Raw genomic sequence first — 17,335 nt, 5'->3', positions numbered from 1 at the left:
CCGACGGCACGGCTGAACCCGAAGTACCTCTTCGACACATTCGTCATCGGCGCCTCCAACCGGTTCGCGCACGCGGCCGCAGTGGCCGTCGCCGAGGCACCGGCGAAGGCGTACAACCCCCTTTTCATCTACGGGGAGTCGGGGCTCGGAAAGACGCATCTGCTGCACGCCATCGGGCACTACGCACGCAGCCTCTACCCGGGCACGCGCGTGCGGTACGTCAGCTCGGAGGAGTTCACCAACGAGTTCATCAACTCCATCCGCGACGGCAAGGGCGACAGCTTCCGCAAGCGCTACCGCGAGATGGACATCCTGCTCGTCGACGACATCCAGTTCCTCGCGGACAAGGAGTCGACACAGGAGGAGTTCTTCCACACCTTCAACACGCTCCACAACGCCAACAAGCAGATCGTGCTCTCCTCCGACCGGCCGCCGAAGCAGCTGGTCACGCTGGAGGACCGGCTGCGGAACCGTTTCGAGTGGGGCCTCATCACCGACGTCCAGCCGCCCGAGCTGGAGACGCGTATCGCGATTCTCCGCAAGAAGGCGGTGCAGGAACAGCTCAACGCCCCGCCGGAGGTACTGGAGTTCATCGCCTCCCGGATCTCGCGGAACATCCGTGAGCTGGAGGGTGCGCTGATCCGGGTGACGGCGTTCGCGTCACTCAACCGGCAGCCGGTGGACCTGGGCCTGACAGAGATCGTCCTGAAGGACCTGATCCCCGGCGGCGAGGACAGCGCGCCTGAGATCACGGCGACGGCGATCATGGGGGCCACCGCGGACTACTTCGGGCTGACGGTCGAGGACCTGTGCGGCACCTCGCGCGGGCGGGCGCTGGTCACCGCGCGGCAGATCGCGATGTATCTGTGCCGTGAGCTGACCGATCTGTCACTGCCGAAGATCGGGGCGCAGTTCGGGGGCCGTGACCACACGACCGTCATGCATGCCGATCGCAAGATCCGTGCGCTGATGGCCGAGCGGCGGTCCATCTACAACCAGGTCACCGAGCTGACGAACCGCATCAAGAACGGGTGACGTGCGGCGCACACCGCCTGTACGCCGACGCTGAGGGCGCCTTCGGGATACCGCATCCCGGGGGCGCCCTTCGCTTTCGCTGCGCGACTGTCCTGTGTTTCTTGCCGTGTGCTGTGGCTGAGCGCCGTGTGCTGTGGCTGGGCGGGGGTGGGGTCGCTTGCCGGCGCGTGCAGGGTGCCGCTGCTACGGCGGCGTGGTGGCTGTGGAGCGTTGCTCGCTCGTCGTCGGGTGTTCGAATTCGTGCCTGGTTACGGCCACTCTCCACAGATTCGCCGACTTTCTTCCGTCCACATCCTGGGGACTGGGAAGTTGTCCCGAACGGCATCCACAGGGAGCCTGTTCATACAGCGTTCGCCCAGCTCAGCTGCCTGTGGAATCGTGGACGAACGATCTCCACAGACTGTGGACAAAGGGAAGATCCACAGGCTGTGCACGGAGTTGTCCACCGACGACCCACAGGCTGAGGTCGGTTGTCCCCAGTGATCCCCAGCTTCTCCACATGGCTGTCCACTGTTCGGCAACGCGACGCACCCGATCACCGCGTCGAGTGAAAGCCGTCACATGAAGCTGCCGGCTTGGGGTGTGGGAAACGTGGGTAAACCTGGGGACGCAGCTGGGGAGAACTGCCCTCGGGCTGTGGGCGGTGTGTGCAGAACTTTCTGTTCTCCACAGAGACACCAGGTTGTCCACTGCCTCCACCCACAGGACCAGTGGACAAAATTCCGGCTCTGAGCTGGGCAAACGTGGTTATCCACGGTATCCACAGGCCCTACTACTACTCCCGACTAGAGAGAGTTCGGCATTCGTTTTGAAGCGGGGCCTGTGCACAACTCGCTGTCTCGAGCCCGGCTGCCTCTCGGCGCGACTTGACCCCGACGGGCACCTACTGTCAGTGCGGTGCGTCAGACTGGTCCCCGGTGTACTTCCCTTCGCAGTGGGCGGTGACACCGAGTCGGAGGACTCAGTAGCAACAGCAGGAGGCGGCTTACGGTGAAGATCCGGGTGGAACGCGACGTACTCGCGGAGGCAGTGGCGTGGGCGGCACGCAGCCTCCCGGCCCGTCCGCCGGCGCCTGTCCTCGCCGGCCTCCTCCTCAAGGCCGAGGACGGCCAGCTGAGCCTGTCGAGCTTCGACTACGAGGTCTCCGCGCGCGTGTCGGTGGAGGCCGAGGTCGAGGAGGACGGCACCGTTCTCGTCTCCGGCCGCCTGCTCGCCGACATCTCCCGCGCTCTCCCCAACCGTCCGGTGGAGATTTCCACAGACGGTGTACGGGCGACCGTGGTCTGTGGGTCCTCCCGGTTCACCCTCCACACACTGCCTGTGGAGGAGTACCCGGCGCTGCCGCAGATGCCGAACGCCACGGGCACGGTCCCCGGCGAGGTCTTCGCCGCCGCCGTGTCCCAGGTGGCCATCGCCGCCGGCCGTGACGACACGCTGCCCGTCCTCACCGGTGTGCGCATCGAGATCGAGGGCGACACGGTCACCCTGGCCTCCACCGACCGCTACCGCTTCGCGGTCCGTGAGTTCCTGTGGAAGCCGGAGAACCCGGACGCCTCCGCGGTCGCCCTGGTCCCGGCCAAGACGCTCCTGGACACGGCCAAGTCGCTCGGCGCCGGTGACAGCGTGACGCTGGCGCTGTCCGGGTCGGGTGCCGGTGAGGGGCTGATCGGTTTCGAGGGCGCGGGGCGTCGTACGACCACGCGGCTGCTCGAGGGTGACCTGCCGAAGTACCGGACGCTGTTCCCGACCGAGTTCAACTCCGTCGCCGTGATCGAGACAGCGCCCTTCGTGGAGGCCGTCAAGCGTGTGGCGCTGGTGGCCGAGCGGAACACCCCGGTGCGGCTGAGCTTCGAGCAGGGTGTGCTGATCCTCGAGGCCGGGTCCAGCGACGACGCACAGGCTGTGGAAAGGGTCGACGCCCAGCTGGAGGGCGACGACATCTCCATCGCCTTCAACCCGACGTTCCTGCTGGACGGCCTGAGCGCGATCGACTCCCCGGTGGCTCAGCTGTCGTTCACGACCTCCACGAAGCCGGCGCTGCTCAGCGGGAAGCCGGCCCTGGACGCGGAGGCCGACGACGCGTACAAGTACCTGATCATGCCGGTGCGGCTGAGCGGCTGACCGTTTTTTCCACAGTGCCGGGTGTCCTTGTGGGCGCTCGGCACTGTCGCTGGCCGGGGGTGGGCTTCGCTTGCCGCGCAGCGGCGGCAGCGTGTTGAGAAGCTGCAGGTCAGGGGAGTAACGCATGAGCGCGTATGCCCACAGCTGTGCGTGAACGGGCGGGTTTAGGCTCGGCTCGGCACTTCGGTGTCTGTCACGCCACACAGCGACCTAAGGAACACAACTGATGGAGCTCGGTCTCGTCGGCCTCGGCAAGATGGGCGGCAACATGCGCGAGCGGATCCGCCGCGCGGGCCACACCGTCCTCGGATACGACCGCAACGCGGACCTCGCGGATGTCCACAGCCTGGAAGAGCTTGTGGGCAAGCTCAGCGGTCCGCGCGTGGTCTGGGTGATGGTCCCGGCCGGCGAGCCCACCCAGTCGACCATCGACCAGCTCGCCGAGCTGCTGGAGCCCGGCGACGTGGTCGTGGACGGCGGCAACTCCCGCTGGACGGACGACGAGAAGCACGCCGAGGAACTCGCGGCCAAGGGCATAGGGTTCGTGGACTGCGGTGTGTCCGGCGGTGTCTGGGGGCTGGAGAACGGCTACGCGCTGATGTACGGCGGCGACGCCGAGAACGTCGCCAAGGTGCAGCCGATCTTCGACGCGCTGAAGCCGGAGGGCGACTTCGGCTCGGTGCACGCCGGCAAGGTCGGCGCGGGCCATTTCGCGAAGATGGTCCACAACGGCATCGAGTACGCGATGATGCAGGCCTACGCCGAGGGCTGGGAGCTGCTGGAGAAGGTCGACTCCGTCACCGACGTCCGCGAGGTGTTCCGGTCCTGGCAGGAGGGCACCGTCATCCGGTCCTGGCTGCTCGACCTCGCCGTCAACGCGCTCGACGAGGACGAGCACCTGGACGGGCTGCGCGGTTATGCACAGGACTCCGGTGAGGGACGCTGGACTGTGGAGGCCGCGATCGACAACGCGGTGCCGCTGCCGGCGATCACCGCGTCGCTGTTCGCGCGGTTCGCCTCGCGTCAGGAGGACTCGCCGCAGATGAAGATGATCGCCGCGCTGCGCAACCAGTTCGGCGGTCACGCCGTCGAGAAGAAGTAATCCACAGATCCACAGGGCCGCCCCCGCGAGCCTCGTGTATCCACAGTCCATCAGCACTCTGGGGAAGGCCGGCGAAACGACCATGCACGTCACGCATCTTTCGCTGGCCGACTTCCGCTCGTACGCCCGGGCCGAGGTTCCGCTCGACCCGGGCGTCACCGCCTTCATCGGCCCCAACGGGCAGGGCAAGACCAACCTGGTGGAGGCGGTCGGATATCTCGCCACCCTCGGCAGCCACCGGGTCGCCTCCGACGCCCCCCTCGTCCGCATGGGCGCCGAGCGCGCCGTCATCCGGGCGCAGGTCCGGCAGGGCGACCGGCAGCAGCTGGTCGAGCTGGAGCTGAACCCTGGCAAGGCCAACCGCGCCCGCATCAACCGGTCCTCGCAGGTCAGGCCCCGCGACATTCTCGGGATCGTACGGACGGTGCTGTTCGCGCCCGAGGATCTCGCCCTGGTGAAGGGGGATCCGGGCGAACGGCGGCGGTTCCTCGACGAGTTGATCACCGCGCGGTCGCCCCGGATGGCGGGCGTACGGTCCGACTACGAGCGGGTGCTCAAGCAGCGCAACACGCTGCTGAAGACCGCCGCCCTCGCGCGTCGGCACGGCGGGCGGAGGGGGGCGCTTCCCGGGGGAGCGGATTCGAGCCCGGGGGCGGATCTGTCCACCCTCGATGTGTGGGATCAGCATCTCGCGCGTGCGGGTGCCGAACTGCTCGCTCAGCGGCTCGATCTCATCGCCGCGCTCCAGCCGCTCGCGGACAAGGCGTACGAGCAGCTGGCTCCCGGCGGCGGGCCGATCACTCTCGACTACAAGCCGTCCGCACCCGGTGAGGCCCACGCGCGCGAGGATCTCTACGCCCAGCTGATGGCTGCCCTGGCGGAGGCGCGTAAGCAGGAGATCGAGCGGGGCGTCACCCTCGTAGGCCCCCATCGGGACGATTTGATTCTCAAACTCGGTCAGCTGCCCGCCAAGGGCTACGCCTCGCACGGCGAGTCCTGGTCGTACGCTCTCGCGCTGCGTCTGGCCTCCTACGACCTGCTGCGGGCCGAGGGCAACGAGCCGGTGCTGGTCCTGGACGACGTCTTCGCCGAGCTGGACGTGCGCAGGCGTGAGCGGCTGGCCGAGCTGGTCGCGCCCGGCGAGCAGGTGCTGGTCACCGCCGCTGTGGACGGCGACGTACCGGACGTACTGGTCGGCGCGCGGTATGCGGTGGCCGACGGGGCGGTGGAGCGCGTATGAGCAGCGGCAGCACCGGCGAGCCCGGGCCCAAGGAGCCGAAGAAAGCGCCCGAGCCTTCGGGTGTCGACCTCGCGCGCGTGGCGTTGCGCGCGGCGCGGGAGCAGGCACGCGCGCGTGGGGACGCGGCCCGGCAGAAGAAGCAGGCCCGGCGCGGCGGCGGGCTGCGCTCCGGTGCGCGCGCCGACGGCCGTGATCCGATGGCGCTGGGCGCCGCGATCAACCGGCTGCTGACCGAGCGCGGCTGGGAGACACCCGCGGCGGTGGGCGGCGTCATGGGCCGCTGGCCGCAGATCGTCGGCGAGGACCTGGCCAAGCACTGTGTGCCGCAGCGGTACGACGAGGACGAGCGCGTGCTGACCGTGCAGTGCGACTCGACGGCCTGGGCGACCCAGCTGCGTCATCTCGCACCCGCGCTGGTCGCCCGGCTCAACGAGGACCTGGGCCACGGCACCGTGAGGATGATCAAGGTGCTCAACCCGGGTGGCCCGGCTCGCCGCTACGGCCCGCTGCGCGCTCCGGGCAGCTCCGGCCCCGGCGACACCTACGCGTGACGTACCTCACGTCGCGCCGTCGGCCGGAGCAGCCGACGTACCCCCGTTCGTGCCTCCGTGCAGCGGTGCCGATCGCCACCTGACACGGGTGTGTACGGCCATCTGACCCCCCAGTAGCCAAGGGTTGACGCCTCGAAGCGCTGAGTGCCGCTGTGAGCCCCTTGGAGCCCCCATCCGCATATCGGGACCCGGTCGAGGCCGGTTCAGGGCGGCACATGGGGACTCAGGTACCGGCAAACCCCCATCGATGTCAGACCTACCGGTAGACTGGAAGACAATCCCGCCCCATCGTGGGGACCGCCCGGGAAAAGCTGAGCAACGCTGATCAAGGCTTACCACCGCAACATGCCGCAGCCGCTCCGACAACCCTCCCCCAGAGGGGGGAACCCCAGGAGCCCGGCTCGTGCTGTGCCAGAAAGGGCGCTTCGTGGCCGATTCCGGCAACCCCAACGAGAACATCCCGTCCACCGACGCCGGCGTGAACGGGGAGGCTGCAGACTCCGGCGCAGCCTCCGCCGCCTATGACGCCAGCGCCATCACCGTGCTCGAAGGGCTGGACGCGGTCCGCAAGCGGCCCGGCATGTACATCGGTTCCACGGGCGAGCGCGGTCTGCACCACCTGGTGTACGAGGTCGTCGACAACTCGGTCGACGAGGCGCTGGCCGGGTACGCGGACACGATCGACGTCACGATCCTCGCCGATGGCGGTGTCCGGGTCGTCGACAACGGCCGTGGTATCCCGGTGGGCATCGTGCCCTCCGAGGGCAAGCCGGCCGTCGAGGTCGTGCTGACCGTGCTGCACGCGGGCGGCAAGTTCGGCGGCGGCGGTTACGCCGTCTCCGGCGGTCTGCACGGTGTGGGTGTGTCCGTCGTGAACGCGCTGTCCACGAAGGTCGCCGTCGAGATCAGGACCGACGGCCACCGCTGGACGCAGGACTACAAGCTCGGCGTCCCGACGGCCCCGCTCGACCAGCACGAGGCGACGGACGAGACCGGCACCTCGGTCACCTTCTGGGCCGACCCCGACATCTTCGAGACGACCGAGTACTCCTTCGAGACGCTGTCGCGGCGCTTCCAGGAGATGGCCTTCCTCAACAAGGGCCTGACGATCCGGCTCACCGACGAGCGCGAGTCCGCGAAGGCGACCAGCGGCGCGGACGAGGCGGGCGCGGACGAGAAGGCCGAGGTCAAGGCGGTCACGTACCACTACGAGGGCGGCATCGTCGACTTCGTGAAGTACCTCAACTCCCGCAAGGGGGAGGCCGTCCACCAGACGGTGATCGACCTGGAGGCCGAGGACAAGGACAAGAGCCTGTCCCTCGAGGTCGCGATGCAGTGGAACAGCGGCTACAGCGAGGGTGTGTACTCCTTCGCGAACATCATCCACACCCATGAGGGCGGTACCCACGAAGAGGGTTTCCGGGCCGCGCTGACGTCGCTGATCAACAAGTACGCGCGTGACAAGAAGCTGCTGCGTGAGAAGGACGACAACCTCACGGGTGACGACATCCGCGAGGGTCTGACCGCGATCATCTCGGTCAAGCTGAGCGAGCCGCAGTTCGAGGGCCAGACGAAGACCAAACTCGGCAACACGGAGGCCAAGACCTTCGTGCAGAAGGCGGTCTACGAACACCTCAACGACTGGCTGGACCGCAACCCGGTCGAGGCCGCGGACATCGTCCGCAAGGGCATCCAGGCGGCCACCGCGCGCGTGGCGGCCCGCAAGGCCCGCGACCTGACCCGCCGCAAGGGCCTGCTGGAGACGGCGTCCCTGCCGGGCAAGCTCTCCGACTGCCAGTCGAACGACCCCATCAAGTGCGAGATCTTCATCGTCGAGGGTGACTCCGCCGGCGGCTCGGCCAAGTCCGGCCGCAACCCGCAGTACCAGGCGATCCTCCCGATCCGCGGCAAGATCCTCAACGTGGAGAAGGCCAGGATCGACAAGATCCTGCAGAACCAGGAGATCCAGGCGCTGATCTCGGCCTTCGGCACGGGTGTGCACGAGGACTTCGACATCGAGAAGCTCCGCTATCACAAGATCATCCTGATGGCGGACGCCGACGTCGACGGCCAGCACATCAACACCCTGCTGCTGACCTTCCTGTTCCGCTTCATGCGGCCGCTGGTCGAGGCCGGGCACGTGTTCCTGTCCCGTCCCCCGCTATACAAGATCAAGTGGGGCCGGGACGAGATCGACTACGCGTACTCCGACCGCGAGCGCGACGCCCTGCTGGAGATGGGCCGCCAGCGCGGCAAGCGCGTCAGGGAGGATTCGATCCAGCGCTTCAAGGGTCTCGGCGAGATGAACGCCGAGGAACTGCGCGTGACCACGATGGACCAGGAGCACCGGGTCCTCGGCCAGGTCACCCTGGACGACGCCGCTCAGGCCGACGACCTGTTCTCGGTCCTGATGGGCGAGGACGTCGAGGCCCGCCGCCAGTTCATCCAGCGCAATGCCAAGGACGTCCGCTTCCTCGACATCTGAGTCGGTCTCAGCTGACCGCACCAGGAAGGATCTTCACCAGCAATGGCCGACGAGAACACTCCGGAAAACCCTGAGACCGAGGGCGGCGAGACCGTCCTGCGTGTCGAGCCCGTCGGGCTCGAGACGGAGATGCAGCGCTCGTATCTGGACTACGCGATGTCCGTCATCGTGTCCCGCGCGCTGCCCGACGTCCGGGACGGCCTCAAGCCCGTCCACCGCCGCGTGCTCTACGCGATGTACGACGGCGGCTACCGCCCCGACCGCGGCTTCTACAAGTGCGCCCGTGTCGTCGGCGACGTCATGGGCAACTACCACCCCCACGGCGACGCCTCGATCTACGACGCGCTGGTGCGCCTCGCCCAGTCGTGGTCGATGCGGATGCCGCTGGTGGACTCCAACGGCAACTTCGGCTCTCCGGGCAACGACCCGGCGGCCGCCATGCGCTACACCGAGTGCAAGATGGCGCCGCTGTCGATGGAGATGGTCCGCGACATCGACGAGGAGACCGTCGACTTCACGGACAACTACGACGGCCGCTCCCAGGAGCCGACCGTCCTGCCCTCCCGCTTCCCGAACCTGCTGATCAACGGCTCGGCCGGTATCGCGGTCGGCATGGCGACCAACATCCCGCCGCACAACCTGCGCGAGGTCGCGGCCGGCGCCCAGTGGTACCTGGAGAACCCGGAGGCCTCCCACGAGGAGCTGCTGGACGCCCTCGTCGAGCGCATCAAGGGCCCGGACTTCCCGACCGGCGCCCTGGTGGTGGGCCGCAAGGGCATCGAGGAGGCGTACCGCACCGGGCGCGGCTCCATCACGATGCGCGCGGTGGTCGAGGTCGAGGAGATCCAGGGCCGGCAGTGCCTGGTGGTGACCGAACTGCCGTACCAGGTCAATCCGGACAACCTGGCGCAGAAGATCGCTGACCTGGTCAAGGATGGCAAGATCGGCGGCATCGCGGACGTCCGCGACGAGACGTCGTCCCGTACGGGTCAGCGTCTGGTGATCGTCCTCAAGCGGGACGCGGTCGCCAAGGTCGTGCTGAACAACCTGTACAAGCACACGGACCTGCAGACGAACTTCGGCGCCAACATGCTGGCGCTGGTCGACGGCGTGCCGCGCACGCTGTCCCTGGACGCGTTCATCCGGCACTGGGTGACGCACCAGATCGAGGTCATCGTCCGCCGGACCCGGTTCCGGCTGCGCAAGGCCGAGGAGCGCGCGCACATCCTGCGCGGTCTGCTGAAGGCCCTGGACGCGATCGACGAGGTCATCGCGCTGATCCGGCGCAGTGAGACCGTCGAGATCGCGCGCACGGGCCTGATGGGCCTGCTGGAGATCGACGAGATCCAGGCCAACGCGATCCTCGAGATGCAGCTGCGGCGCCTGGCGGCCCTGGAGCGGCAGAAGATCGTCCAGGAGCACGACGAACTCCAGGCGAAGATCAACGAGTACAAGGCGATCCTCGCCTCCCCGGACCGCCAGCGCGGGATCGTCAGCGAGGAGCTGGCCGCGATCGTCGAGAAGTACGGCGACGACCGCCAGACCAAGCTGATCCCGTACGAGGGCGACATGTCCATCGAGGACCTGATCGCCGAGGAGGACATCGTCGTCACCGTCTCGCGCGGCGGCTACGTCAAGCGGACCAAGACGGACGACTACCGCGCACAGAAGCGCGGCGGCAAGGGCGTGCGCGGCACGAAGCTGAAGGAAGACGACATCGTCGACCACTTCTTCGTCTCCACCACGCACCACTGGCTGCTGTTCTTCACCAACAAGGGCCGGGTGTACCGGGCAAAGGCGTACGAACTGCCCGAGGCCGGCCGGGACGCGCGCGGCCAGCACGTGGCGAACCTGCTCGCCTTCCAGCCGGACGAGGCGATCGCCGAGATCCTCGCCATCCGTGACTACGAGGCGGCGCCGTACCTGGTCCTGGCCACCAAGTCCGGCTTGGTCAAGAAGACGCCTCTGAAGGATTACGATTCGCCTCGCTCCGGTGGTGTGATCGCGATCAACCTGCGCGAGCGCGAGGGCGGCACCGACGACGAACTGATCGGCGCCGAACTCGTCTCGGCCGATGACGATCTCCTTCTGATCAGCAAGAAGGCACAGTCGATCAGGTTCACCGCCTCGGACGACTCGCTGCGTCCGATGGGCCGCGCCACCTCCGGTGTGAAGGGCATGAGTTTCCGCGAGGGCGATGAACTTCTGTCGATGAATGTGGTGCGACCCGGTACGTTCGTGTTCACTGCCACCGACGGTGGGTACGCGAAGCGGACCGCCGTCGACGAGTACCGCGTCCAGGGCCGCGGCGGCCTCGGTATCAAGGCCGCCAAGATCGTGGAGGACCGCGGTTCGCTCGTCGGCGCGCTGATCGTCGAGGAGACGGACGAGATCCTCGCGATCACCCTCTCCGGCGGTGTGATTCGTACGCGAGTCAACGGGGTCAGGGAGACGGGCCGTGACACCATGGGCGTCCAACTGATCAACCTGGGCAAGCGCGATGCCGTGGTCGGTATCGCACGTAACGCCGAGGCGGGGCGCGAGGCGGAGGAAGTCGACGGCGATGTGGTCGTGGACGAGACCGCCGAGGGTGCCGCGACCGCCGGCACGGACGAGGGTGAGTCGCCCTCGGCCGAGTAGCACGAGGAGTGAGTCATCGTGAGCGGAGCCACGGGCGCCGGATCGGCCGGTACCTCCACGGGTACGGGAACGGACGGCGGCGGCCGTGGCTCCGCCGCGAAAGCGGCGGGCGCGGGGAGCCTGACCGACCCGCACACGACCAACCTGAAGCCGGTGAGGGTGTCCGGGAACGGCTCCTCCGGCACACCTGGATCCCAGGGGGGAACCGTGACGGACACCCGAGGCCCGGCCGCGGCCGGCGAGGCACAGTCCTCGTCTCCGCTCCCCGGGGAGCGGCGCCCGGAGCAGCACGCCGGGCCGTACCACCCGCCGCAGGCCTATCCGGCACAGCCGCCGGCCGGCGCCGTACGGCGGCCGCGTACCGGCGCCCGGACGGCGCCGCGCACCCGCAAGGCGCGGCTGCGGGTGGCCAAGGCCGACCCGTGGTCGGTGATGAAGGTCAGCTTCCTGCTCTCCATCGCGCTCGGCGTCTGCACGATCGTCGCCTCGGCGGTGCTGTGGATGGTCATGGACGCGATGGGCGTGTTCTCGACGGTGGGCGGCACGATCTCGGAGGCGACCGGCTCGAACGAGGCGAACGGCTTCGACCTGCAGGCGTTCCTGTCGCTCCCCCACGTCCTGACGTTCACGACGATCATCGCGGTCATCGATGTGGTCCTGGCCACCGCCCTCGCGACACTTGGCGCGTTCATCTACAACCTCTCCGCGGGCTTCGTGGGCGGCATCGAGCTGACCCTGGCCGAGGACGAGTGAAAACCTCCGTACGCCCCGCGGCTCCCTGACCTGATGGTCCCCCGACAACCGATTTTGGGACTGACGTGGTCGTGCGCTAATCTTCAGGAGTCAGCGCGCGGGACATACCGCAGAGCGCGGCGGGGCTATAGCTCAGTTGGTTAGAGCGCATCCCTGATAAGGATGAGGCCACAGGTTCAAATCCTGTTAGCCCCACATCAGACGACGACCCCCGGTCCACTTGGGCCGGGGGTCGTCGGCGTTTCGTGGTGCGGGTCGTTCAACGCACCGCTCGCAGAATGGCGACTTCCGATCCATCGATGGCGCGGGATCGCCGTGCCGGGGCAGGTGGCTGGTGGTGCGGCTCGGGCTCAGGGGGACGTTCACAGGTGCACGGCCGCCACGAGGCCGAGTGGCTGCGGCTTCCGCTGACGCGGCGTGTTGCGGGCCGCCGGGACTCCGTAGGGAAGGCACAGGAAAGCTGTAGGGCGGGCGCGCGAGCGATGCGAGAAGCGCGGGGGCGCGAGCGATGCGAGAAGCGCGGGGGCGCGAGCGATGCGAGAAGCGCGGGGGCGCCGTAGAAAAGGCCCGATCGCTGGCGACGGGGGATGCACCAGCGATCGGGCTGTGGCCAAGGGTAACAAGACTGAGGGGCTTGCGGGGGCAAGTCGGCCGAGAATCAGTCAGATTGGCCGATCATCGACCGCATGGAGGGTCGTAGGAGAGGCGAGGCAGGTACTCGTGCCACCTCTGCGGGGTCAGCACGCCCCGGGTGACCGAGCAGATGTGCTGAATCGCCGCGTCGGTGTCCAGGCTCAGGAGCCGGACCGTGTTGTCGCCGCTGGAGAGGCCCAGGACGCGGCTTCTGGGGCTGAAGGACAGGAAGTTGCCCGTCTGGCCGTTGGGGCTCATCGACTGGCCGATGGGCCTCGCCGAGGCGGGGTCGGTGACGTTCCACAGCCGGAGCGTGTTGTCGTCGCCGCCGCTGGCCAGAGTGTGCCCGTCGGGGGTGAACGTCAGTGAGGTCACCGCCTCACTGTGGCCGATGAGCGGCTTGCCGAGCGCGGACACCGAGGCGGGGTCGGTGACGTTCCACAGCCGGACCGTGTCGTCGTCGCTGCCGCTGGCCAGGGTGTGGCCGTCGCGCGTGAACGCGAGCGCGTTGACCGGCCCGGAGTGCCCGGCGACCGGGGTGCCGCGCAGGGGCGGGCGCGCCGGATCGGTGACGTTCCACAGGCGGATGGTGCTGTCCGCGCTGCCGCTGGCCAGGGTGTGGCCGTCCGGGCTGAAGACGAGGGCGTTGATGTACCCCCGGTGGCCGTCGACCGGCTCGCCGAGCGGTACGGCGTGCGCGGGATCGGTGACGTTCCACAGCTGGAACCTGTGGCCGTCGTAGGCGGTGGCGAGGGTGTGGCCGTCCGGGCTGTACGCCAGCGCGTTGGGGCCCATGAAGCGGTTCTGCAGGGTGAGTGGCGCTCCGGCGGGGACCGGACGGTCGGGGTCGGTGACGTTCCACAGGTACACCAACCGGTTCGGGGTGAGGACCACGAGGGTGCGGCCGTCGGGAGAGAACAGCACCCGCCGGCCGTCCTTTCCTTGCATGAACGGATCGCCCAGCGGCACGGGCCGGCCGGGCCGCGCCACGTTCCACAGCCGGACCCGGCCGTCCCGGGCCACCGTGGCCAGCACCTTTCCGTCCGGGCGGAACACCGCGCTGCGGCCGATCACGTCGGTGGTCGGTACCGACCACAGGCGCACCTTGCCGTCACCGCTGCCGGTGGCCAGGGTCCGCCCGTCGGGGCTGAACCCCAGCGCGTACATCTCGCCACTGCTGCCCGCGAGCGGCCCGCCGACCTGCGAGGGGGACGTCGGATCGGTCACGTTCCACAGGCTCGCCGTGCTGTCCGCGCTCGCCGCGGCCAGCCTGCGGCCGTCCGGGCTGAAGGCCACCGACCAGATCGGACCGGTGTGGCCGGTCAGCGGGGAGCCCAGCGCGGACGGGTGCGCGGGGTCGGCTACGTCCCACAGCCGCATCGTGTCGTCCGCGCTGCCGCTGGCCAGGGTGTGGCCGTCGGGGCTGAACGCCACCGAGTGGACCAGGTCCGTGTGACCCTTCAGGGCCGTGCGGTACGGCGTCGGGTGGCGCGGGTCGACGGTGTTCCACAGCAGGATCGTGCGGTCGTCGCCGCCCGCCGCCAGGGTGTGGCCGTCGGGGCTGAACGCGAGGCTGCGCACCGCGGCGCTGTGGCCGGTCAGCGGGGAGCCCAGCGCGGACGCGTGGGCGGGGTCGGCCACGTTCCACAGCCGTACCGTGCGGTCCTCGCTCGCCGAGGCCAGCGTGTGGCCGTCGGGGCTGAAGGCGACCAGGTAGATCGTGCCCTTGTGGCCGGTGAGCGGCTTGCCGAGCGGCTCCGGACGGTCGGGGTCGGTGACGTTCCACAGCCGGATGGTTCCGTCGTCGCCGGCGCTCGCGAGGGTGCGCCCGTCCGGGCTGAAGACCGCGCTGCTCACCCAGCTGGTGTGCCCGGTGAGCGGCTTGCCGAGAGGCTTGGGACGGCTCGGGTCGGCCACGTTCCACAGCCGCACGGTCCGGTCGTAGCTGGCCGTGGCCAGGGTCTTGCCGTCGGGGCTGAACGTGGTGAGGTAGACGGCGCCGGTGTGGCCGGACAGAGGGGTGGCCAGCGGCGCGTTCACGATCGAGATCAGCCGGCTGTACGTCCCCTCGTCGTCCGGGCGCAGCCGATGGGCGACCAGGTCGAGCTGGGCTGCCAGGGACGGATCCGTGTGCTGGACCCGGTCGGCCTCGGCGAGCACCTGCTCGAAGACGGCGTCGTCCCGCTGCTGCCAGGCGATCACCGCCGAAACGCCCGCGACCAGCGCCAGCACCACCAGCGCCGCCACCGCGGCCCGGCTGATCCACACGGTGCGCTTGCGCAGCCGTACCGAGGCGGCCAGGAACTCCACCGCGCTGCGGGTCAGGAAAGTGTCCCCGGCCGACTTGGCCCAGCTGCGCGCCTGCTCCAGCCGGGAGCCCCGGTACAGCAGCGAGCTGTCCCGGTTCGAGTCCTCCCAGGCTCGGCCGTCCTCCTCCAGCCGCTGGCGCAGCAGCTGGTCGCCCCGGTCGTCGTCGATCCAGTGCCGCAGCCGGGGCCAGGCGTGCAGCAGCGCCTCGTGGGTGATCTCCACGGTGTCCGCGTCCAGCGTCACCAGCCGGGCCCGGACCAGGGCCTCCAGGGACTCCTCCGTCTTGCCGGGGTCCGCCGACTCCGCCGCGAGCTGGCGCCGGGTGCCGCGCCGACGGGTGGCCTGGGTGTCCTCCCCGAGGCGGACCAGCCGCAGCAGGAGCAGCCGGGCGGCCGTACGGGCCGCCGGGTCGAGCCCCGACCAGGCCCGCTCGGCGGTCGCCGCGACGGCTCCCTGGATCCCGCCGGCCGCGCGGTAGCCGGCCAGCGTCAGCCGGCCGGCCTTGCGGCGCTGCCAGGTGGCGAGCAGGGCATGCGAGAGCAGCGGGAGCACGCCCGCGTCGTGCGCCCCGCGCGGGCCGTCGGCGCTCACCTCGCGGACGATCAGCTCGGCGAGCCCCGCCTCCAGCTCCAGACCCACCGCCTTGGCCGGTCCGGTCACCGCCTCGCGCAGCTCCGCGCTGGTCAGCGGGCCGAGCACCATGTGCCGGTGCTGGAGGGCGTCGGCCAGTTCCGGGTAGCCGAGGCACTGCTCGTAGAAGTCGGCGCGGATACCGAGGACGACGAGGACCGGGGCGGGCCCGGATGAGCCGGCTGACGGAGTGCAGGCGGCGTGCAGCAGCTGGATGAACGTACGCCGGTCAGCCTCGTCCGGGCAGAGCGTGAACGCCTCCTCGAACTGGTCCACGACGACGACCGGCCGGGTCTCGGCGGCCGCCGCACGGTGCGCCCACTCCGACACGGCCTCGCGCGCCGCCCGGGCCACTCGCGGCGAGTCGGAGCCGGGAACCCCCGGATTCTCCGTCGCCTCCTGCTCGGCCCGGCGCGCGTCGGCGACGACGTCGGTGAGATCGGGGATACGGCGGACCAGCTCACTCAGGGGGTCGGCACCCGGGACGAGGTGCAGGACGCAGTCGGCCGCGTTCATGCCGTTACCGCCGGTACCCGTGGGGGAGGAGGGTGCGGCGGCCGGCGCGCCGGATCCGCCGCGCAGGGCGCCGCCGCGCAGAGCCGGCACCAGGCCGGCGTTCAGCAGCGAGGACTTGCCCGCTCCCGAGGCGCCCACGAGCATCACCAGACCGCCGGTCCGCTCCGCGGCCCGCAGCTGTGTGACGAGCGCGCTCGTGCTCCGTTCCCGGCCGAAGAACCACCGGGCGTCCTCCTGCCGGTACGGGGCCAGCCCCCGGTAGGGGCAGACGCCGCCGGCGAGGGGCGGGGCCTCGGCGGGCTGCCGCTGGTCCTCCTCGGCGGGCGGTGCGGGCCGGTCGCCGACCGGGTCGGCCAGCGCGCGCTCCCAGAGCCGCTGCCAGTGCGCGAGGTCGTACAGGCCCGAGGACACCGGCGCGGGCCGCAGCCGGCGCGCCTCCGGGATCAGGATGTGCAGCACCGCCGCGAGGGCGGTGAACTGGGCCGGCACGTTCTTGGCCCGGCGCCAGTCGCTGATTCGCTGCGCCGACACCCGCACGGGCCGCCCGCGCTCGTCCACTCGCTGCAGCCGTACGACCGCCTCGGCGACGCTCTTGAGGGGAGGGTTTCCAGCCTCCTTGTAGAGCAGCGCGAGGCGCTCGGCGAAAGCTGTGCGTGTCCCTGAGTCGGAACCCAAGGCCCCACCTCTTTACTTCCCCCCCGTATCTGGACGTCCGGACCGGAAAACCCACCTTATACGGCTGACCTGCGGATAAGCACGGGACCGGAGGTCGCGGTCTCCTCGCGGGCGGGCAACAGATGGCAGGATCCGGACGCGGTAGCGGACCGGTCACACACCGTCCGACGCCGTCCCACACCATCCGAACAGGCCACGGCCCTGTGCCCGGAGAGACAGAGCCACGGCGCCGAGGGATCTCGGTCAACTTCCACCGACGACCTACGAGCGGACACCGCCTTCGGGCCGCTCTCTTCTTCGACCCGCGCCGAGCCGACACGCCACGGGTCGATATCCCGCACCGTTCGGCACCGGTCCCCACGAGGGGAGGGACCGGTGCCGGGCGGGTGGGGGTGTGTCCGGGGGGAGCGGGTGACGTTTCACGTGAAACATCGCCCAGTGTCATGCGTTGTCATGGGTTGTCATGTGTTCTGTCTGATCTGCGTGCTCTGCCTCAGTCGGCCATCGTGATCGCTTCGAGCCATCCGGCCGCGCGTGCCGCGGCCACGGCGTGCCGCTCGGCCTCCTCGGCGCACGCGTTCAGGGCCGCGTCCTGACCCCGTGCACTGCCCCCGGCCGCGGCCGCCGCGGCCTGGGAGGCCGCG

At 69.6% G+C, this 17,335-nt stretch carries 9 protein-coding genes and 1 tRNA gene; 9 read left to right on the top strand and 1 reads right to left on the bottom strand.

Features of this window, described 5'->3' with window-relative positions:
* The 9 genes from dnaA to M878_RS70020 form a co-directional block, all read left to right on the top strand.
* A partial coding sequence (gene dnaA / locus M878_RS70060; protein ID WP_023548581.1) for a chromosomal replication initiator protein DnaA occupies positions 1-1,035 on the top strand: 1,035 nt, incomplete at its 5' end.
* A 990-nt stretch (positions 1,036-2,025) separates the two neighbouring features.
* Positions 2,026-3,156 (top strand): DNA polymerase III subunit beta, encoded by a 1,131-nt coding sequence (gene dnaN, locus M878_RS70055; protein ID WP_023548579.1) that lies wholly within the window; start codon positions 2,026-2,028, stop codon positions 3,154-3,156.
* Between the two features lie 226 nt (positions 3,157-3,382).
* Positions 3,383-4,258: a phosphogluconate dehydrogenase (NAD(+)-dependent, decarboxylating) gene (gnd, locus tag M878_RS70050; protein ID WP_023548578.1), complete on the top strand. Its 876-nt coding sequence runs from the start codon at positions 3,383-3,385 to the stop codon at positions 4,256-4,258.
* A gap of 82 nt (positions 4,259-4,340) precedes the next feature.
* A complete protein-coding gene (recF, locus tag M878_RS70045; protein WP_023548575.1) occupies positions 4,341-5,498 on the top strand; it encodes a DNA replication/repair protein RecF in 1,158 nt (385 codons plus the stop codon).
* A complete protein-coding gene (locus M878_RS70040) occupies positions 5,495-6,049 on the top strand; it encodes a DciA family protein (RefSeq protein ID WP_023548574.1) in 555 nt (184 codons plus the stop codon). Before recF ends, M878_RS70040 begins: the two co-directional genes overlap by 4 nt.
* A 403-nt stretch (positions 6,050-6,452) precedes the next feature.
* A complete protein-coding gene (gene gyrB, locus M878_RS70035) occupies positions 6,453-8,534 on the top strand; it encodes a DNA topoisomerase (ATP-hydrolyzing) subunit B (protein WP_023548572.1) in 2,082 nt (693 codons plus the stop codon).
* Between the two features lie 42 nt (positions 8,535-8,576).
* The gene (gyrA, locus tag M878_RS70030; RefSeq protein ID WP_023548570.1) at positions 8,577-11,174 is read left to right on the top strand and encodes a DNA gyrase subunit A; all 2,598 of its coding nucleotides are present in this window, start codon (positions 8,577-8,579) and stop codon (positions 11,172-11,174) included.
* Positions 11,175-11,192: 18 nt separating this feature from the next.
* A complete protein-coding gene (locus tag M878_RS70025; RefSeq protein WP_023548568.1) occupies positions 11,193-11,927 on the top strand; it encodes a DUF3566 domain-containing protein in 735 nt (244 codons plus the stop codon).
* A gap of 121 nt (positions 11,928-12,048) precedes the next feature.
* Positions 12,049-12,122: transfer RNA gene (locus tag M878_RS70020), tRNA-Ile, on the top strand.
* Positions 12,123-12,602: 480 nt separating this feature from the next.
* Here M878_RS70020 and M878_RS70015 read toward each other — a convergent pair.
* Positions 12,603-16,691, bottom strand: a complete 4,089-nt coding sequence (locus tag M878_RS70015) for an nSTAND1 domain-containing NTPase (protein ID WP_023548566.1) — start codon at positions 16,689-16,691, stop codon at positions 12,603-12,605.
* Positions 16,692-17,335 lie beyond the last annotated feature (644 nt).

It is taken from the genome of Streptomyces roseochromogenus subsp. oscitans DS 12.976 (genome assembly GCF_000497445.1).
Classification (GTDB): domain Bacteria; phylum Actinomycetota; class Actinomycetes; order Streptomycetales; family Streptomycetaceae; genus Streptomyces; species Streptomyces oscitans.
The sequence above is the reverse complement of the archived record's forward strand: the minus strand, read 5'-3'. Positions and strand labels throughout refer to the sequence as shown.

Excerpts from the sequence above, each read along its gene's own strand:
- recF (WP_023548575.1), top strand. The coding sequence starts at position 4,341 with ATGCACGTCACGCATCTTTCGCTGGCCGACTTCCGCTCGTACGCCCGG.
- gnd (WP_023548578.1), top strand. The coding sequence starts at position 3,383 with ATGGAGCTCGGTCTCGTCGGCCTCGGCAAGATGGGCGGCAACATGCGC.
- M878_RS70040 (WP_023548574.1), top strand. The coding sequence starts at position 5,495 with ATGAGCAGCGGCAGCACCGGCGAGCCCGGGCCCAAGGAGCCGAAGAAA.
- gyrA (WP_023548570.1), top strand. The coding sequence starts at position 8,577 with ATGGCCGACGAGAACACTCCGGAAAACCCTGAGACCGAGGGCGGCGAG.